Raw genomic sequence first — 5,049 nt, 5'->3', positions numbered from 1 at the left:
CACCAAGAAGTATTCCTTTAGGGTCCAGTTCGAAGGTGTCGCAAACACGGAGACGTTAGGCGAAATTGGCTTTACAAAATCTAGAATGAAGTTCTTAAATATCATTATAAACTTAAAAACTATTTGTTTAGAAAAGAGGTGAGAATCATTAATAACATTGATATTGAAAAGGAATTAGAATCACCTGAATACAAAGCTGAGTATAAGAAACATTTACATATTAATAATTCATTAATTAGATGTTTGTTTTTTTCTTCAATGAATTGTTCAAGAAGCAAAGAAATGAAAAATAAACTTTTTTTTCTCTCTGTAATTGATGATATCTTACAATCAAGCGTAGCTATTAAAATGTTAGCGACGGAAGGAATTAGAAATACTTGTAGACGTGAAATGAGATATTTAATTGAACTTTCAATAAAGGCATGTTATGTAACCCAAAAATTCTCAGACAAAACTGTTGAAAAACAAATTGACGAATATAAAAAGCAACTAAAAACTAGTAATATTACAATGGTAAAAGACATTGATTTTTACTTTTTTAATGAAAAAAATGCAAAATCATTTTTACAAGAAATAAAGAGAATGTATGGTTATACTTGTAATTATGTGCATGCTTCACCAAATCAGATGTTAGAGCGATTAAGCTTAGTTGCAAATGGAAGAACAATTGGTAAGGAAGGGCTTAAAGAATTGAAAGAATTAAATACTGAAATATCAAAAGTTTATTCTTATATTTTAGTTTTTCTCTTTCATTCATTACCAACATGGTGTGTAGGAGATTATTTAGTTGAGAGAGATGGGAAAACGGTTGATTGGTATTTTGCAAAATCAAAATATATTGCTGAAATTGACCAGCATTTTGACTATAAACATGAGAGACAATCAATAATTGATGAAGTTAGAGATATGAGAAATAAAAGTATTGAATTTTAATTTTATAGATATCCATATTGCATAATGCAAGTCTTATAAAACAAAAATTTTTAAAAGCTTAAAGCAAGCCAACTACGCCTAACAATATGTTCCATCAAGGGTGCTGTAGAAAGTTTTTGAGGTCAAGCCATCGCACCACATTCCTTCGTCGGGTGCAAGCACTACTTTAGGGTATTCTTTTGGGGTCCGACTCAGAAACGTCTGGAACACGAAACGTTATATGAAATCAAGCTAAATTGTAGTTCTATAAGTAGACATTAAAGATCTTTATTTTTACTGCAATGATTTATAGGGGAGGATATACAATGGTTAAATTAGTGGGGAAGAAAATTTATTTGTCAGTGCTTGAAAAAGAGCATTGCAAAAAGCTCTGGGAAGATTTTGAGTATGATTTTGAATCGAAAACTGAACCTCTAAATATTGGTCATTCAATTTCAAAATCAGAATCATGGTTTGAAGAGATACAGAATGATCAAGGAAAAAAACATGTTCGTCTTGGAATATTTATTAAAGAGGATGATAGTGTTATAGGTGATATAGCATTACAAGATATTGATTGGAAGAATCGTTCTTGTAGTATTGGATTAGGATTTTCAAAAAAGAGGTATCGATGCAAAGGGTATGGAACGGAAGCAGTTAATATTATTATGGAATATGGTTTTAATAATTTAGGAATAGAAAGAATTACTGCAAATACGTTAGAGCAAAATATAGCTGCTCAAAAATCTTTAGATAAGAATGGGTTTGTTTTAGAGGGTAGGGAAAGAAAAGCTGTATATTTTGCTGGACAAAAATGGGATAAACTTAATTACTCTATTCTTAGAGAGGAATTCAATAAATAATATTAAAAACAATAAAATAAATTAGCTTATGCCGCGGGTGTCGCGTGACATCATATAACAATATATTGCCGACTCCATTCCTGACGTCATTTCGTCCAAATCCATCAGACCAAGATAGGAGCTATCTAAGGTCTGATGGACTTCGGCAATACGGTTACGTTAGCTAAAATGAAAATTTAAGAAATGAGGTTAAAGTATGGATTATGTAATGTATTTAGATGAGAGTGGGAATACGGGTAATCCAAGATTGAAAAAAAATGGATGGAACTTTCGAGAACAGCCTAACTATGGATTAGGAGCAATTTGCATAAAAAGAAGTAATGAAAAAGAAATAAAAAATAAAATTTTGAATCTATTCGCTAAGTATGATAAAGAGTTAGGACAAGGTAAAGAGCTTAAATCAACTACGGACTATTGGTTTAATAACGAGTTATTTTGTGAACTAATAGAATTACTAGAGAGACATAATACTATTTTCTATTTCGATATAATTAGTAAGAGATTCAATATTGTTAAATACTTAGTACACTATTGTTTATACCCAGATTCAATTATTAATTTTGACCATTCGATTCGTGAAGAGAAAGTTAATTTTGCCACTTTAGTCAGTAATAATATTGAGGATGAGTCATTACAAGAATTCATAGAATTGTGCCAATTAGAAACTGCGTATGAGGGATTAAGGGTAAAATACATAGAATTTTTAACCAATTTAAAGAATAACGTAACTGAAGACTCTATTGTTAACAGAATTGAAAAAGGAATTTCTATTTTTAAAGATAATGAAGTTCCTTTAGAAAAGTTGTTGCCAATTGAGGACTATACTAATAAAGGAAGATTAATGCGGTTATTGCCCAATATAGATAGCTTTAATAACGTGTTTGTCTCAGTTGCTAGGTTGAGACTGTCTCCAAGTGATAATGTCATTTTATACCACGATATTCAAGAGCAATTTGGAAAATCATATGAGAGATGGATATCTGAAACTTTCAAGATGGGTCTTAAAAACATTAAAAAAATAGAATTTTTAAAATCTGATGAAAGTATATTAATTCAAGCAATTGATTTTCTAGTTGGTAATTTGGTGAGTTTGTACCAACGTACAATAATAAACAACTCTCTTACAAGAAATGACCGTCAACTTGGTAAACGAGTAAATAGATTGATTTATAATACTAACATAGTATCGACAAAATATGATCAAGAAAAATTCTTCTCATCACATGGAATTAAATATGGAAAAACTACAATACCTAAGTGATTAAAATTTTAACTTCAGCTAACATGGGCTTTTCAACATGGATATACGTTAATAGAAGGAGAGCAATATCCACGTCGCAAAGCCCAGAAACGTTAGGTGACATTGATTGCAAAAGCAACGCCACGTCCATGTGGCGAAATAAATAATAGGAGTGATGAAAGTGAATAAATTAGAAATTGAGAAGGCAATTATTGAAGAATGCAAGCCATTTATTAATGATCTTAAAAATGTAAGTGGTATAGAAGGTATTACACTTTTAAGAAAGAAATTGTGGAAAATTGGGGATAAGTATAATACTGATGGCGACTGTGTTTTTAATATAATTATGAAGCACTTTAAACAATTAGAAAATGGTGGAAGTAATGACTAAGCATGGAGTAGCTTTAGTGGTGTATAATTCCGAGTATGAGGATAGTGGAATAAGAGATATACCTAGTTGTAAAAAAGACGGAGAGGATGTAAAAAAAGTTCTTTCTGAAATAGGCTTTGATGTAATAGAAGCTTGTAATCTAGGGAGAAGAGAATTATTAGAGAGAATGCAAGATTATTTTGAATTACTTGATTTATATGAAACAAATCTATTCTATTATTCAGGACATGGAGTACAAGTAGAGGGCATTAATTATATAGTGCCAAGTGATACAGCAATGGCAAATAATAAAATGTTAATGACCCGTGTGAGCTTTGTAGAGATTGATTTAATTGCTCAAGAATTTGCAAAACGTCCTGAAAAAACAAACTTAATTCTTCTAGATGCATGTAGAGATAATCCTTTTCTATCTAAAGGGCTAATAACAACTGGATTAGCAGAAATGAAAGCAGGGGCAGGAACATTAATATCTTATGCAACAAGCCCAGATTCAACGTCAATAGGTTATGGGTCAGAAACAGTAAATAGTCTATACACTAAATACTTGATGAAATACATAAAAACACCTAACTTAAAAATTGAAGATATGTTTAAGTTAATTAGAATTAAAGTAGAAGATAAGACCGCAGGTAATCAAGTGCCTTGGGAAAATACCTCGTTAAAAGGTAATTTCTCTTTTGTAAATAAAAAAGAGGAAGAAATTAGTTTAGACATATATAGTAGAGTGCGTGCTTCCGCAGATTTAAGTAAAACACTTATTGACTTATCTAATGCGTATATGTTACCAATAGTTGATGTTCTACTCAAGTACTATAGTTATAAAATGAATTTACCAGGGGCGATATATTTAACTTTATCAGAGTGCTATGGTTTGTGTTTGAAACAAGTTCTTGACAATGGATTTACTTTAAAAAATTACAGATGGTATTATGATGACAAACCTGTTGTAATGGGAGAATTTTTGTTCGACGTCTTACCAGAAGGTATTCATACAATAGATATAAGCATAAATCATAAACTTTTTTTAAACTCCAATAGAGACTTATCTGTAATAATTGAAATAAATGTTCCTAATGGAATGAAGTTTGGTTGTACATTACAGAGCCTTAACAAGACATCTAATCCTACTGTATTTAGTGAAGTCGATAGTAAACAATTAATTTTTGATTTTAGCCTCACTGATGATTGGAAATCTTTTGAAGGAGAAGTGGTAATTCATTTATTTAGCATAGTTAATTCATTACAACCATTAAGGGTTAAAGAAGTAATTGGTGATAACGGAGAGAATATGAGAGGTGATTGTGTAAAATTTGATAGTATTAGTCAATATAACATTGACTCAAAAATGAATTTATATGTTCTTAATCGCTAGAGGAGCCGACGTCCTGTCGGCTTCTGAGTTAGAAGGCAATCAACATCACCTAACAATATGTTCACATTCGTTGCGGGCAAGGTATTTCTCTAGGGTATGCGCCCACCACACATCCCACCACCTAAGCCTGGTCAGGACAGTCGGTACATTAGCCCTTGTCAGGGCATGAGTGCCTCCTTCTAAGGTGCTGGGACGTCGTGAACACTGAACGTTATATGACAGAATAACTATAACAAGACGAAGAGATCAATTTTGGGAAAAATATGTTTTT

General features: G+C 31.4%; 5 protein-coding genes. All 5 read left to right on the top strand.

The window, feature by feature from the left end; all coding sequences use genetic code 11:
• Positions 1-123 precede the first annotated feature (123 nt).
• The 5 genes from JMO20_RS14115 (at position 124) to JMO20_RS14095 (ending at position 4,778) form a co-directional block, all read left to right on the top strand.
• Positions 124-933: a hypothetical protein gene (locus tag JMO20_RS14115; RefSeq protein WP_202710338.1), complete on the top strand. Its 810-nt coding sequence runs from the start codon at positions 124-126 to the stop codon at positions 931-933.
• A 305-nt stretch (positions 934-1,238) separates the two neighbouring features.
• Positions 1,239-1,775 (top strand): GNAT family N-acetyltransferase, encoded by a 537-nt coding sequence (locus JMO20_RS14110; RefSeq protein ID WP_202710337.1) that lies wholly within the window; start codon positions 1,239-1,241, stop codon positions 1,773-1,775.
• A 196-nt stretch (positions 1,776-1,971) separates the two neighbouring features.
• The gene (locus JMO20_RS14105; protein WP_202710336.1) at positions 1,972-3,036 is read left to right on the top strand and encodes a DUF3800 domain-containing protein; all 1,065 of its coding nucleotides are present in this window, start codon (positions 1,972-1,974) and stop codon (positions 3,034-3,036) included.
• A gap of 160 nt (positions 3,037-3,196) precedes the next feature.
• Entirely contained in the window at positions 3,197-3,406 is a 210-nt protein-coding gene (locus tag JMO20_RS14100) for a hypothetical protein (RefSeq protein ID WP_202710335.1), read from the top strand.
• Positions 3,399-4,778 carry a caspase family protein gene (locus JMO20_RS14095; protein ID WP_202710334.1) on the top strand — a complete coding sequence of 460 codons (1,380 nt, stop codon included), beginning with the start codon at positions 3,399-3,401 and terminating at the stop codon, positions 4,776-4,778. The genes JMO20_RS14100 and JMO20_RS14095 overlap by 8 nt, the downstream gene beginning before the upstream one ends.
• Positions 4,779-5,049 lie beyond the last annotated feature (271 nt).

This window comes from Sporosalibacterium faouarense, assembly GCF_016765695.1.
In the GTDB taxonomy this organism is placed as follows: domain Bacteria; phylum Bacillota; class Clostridia; order Tissierellales; family VENL01; genus Sporosalibacterium; species Sporosalibacterium faouarense.
The sequence above is the reverse complement of the archived record's forward strand: the minus strand, read 5'-3'. Positions and strand labels throughout refer to the sequence as shown.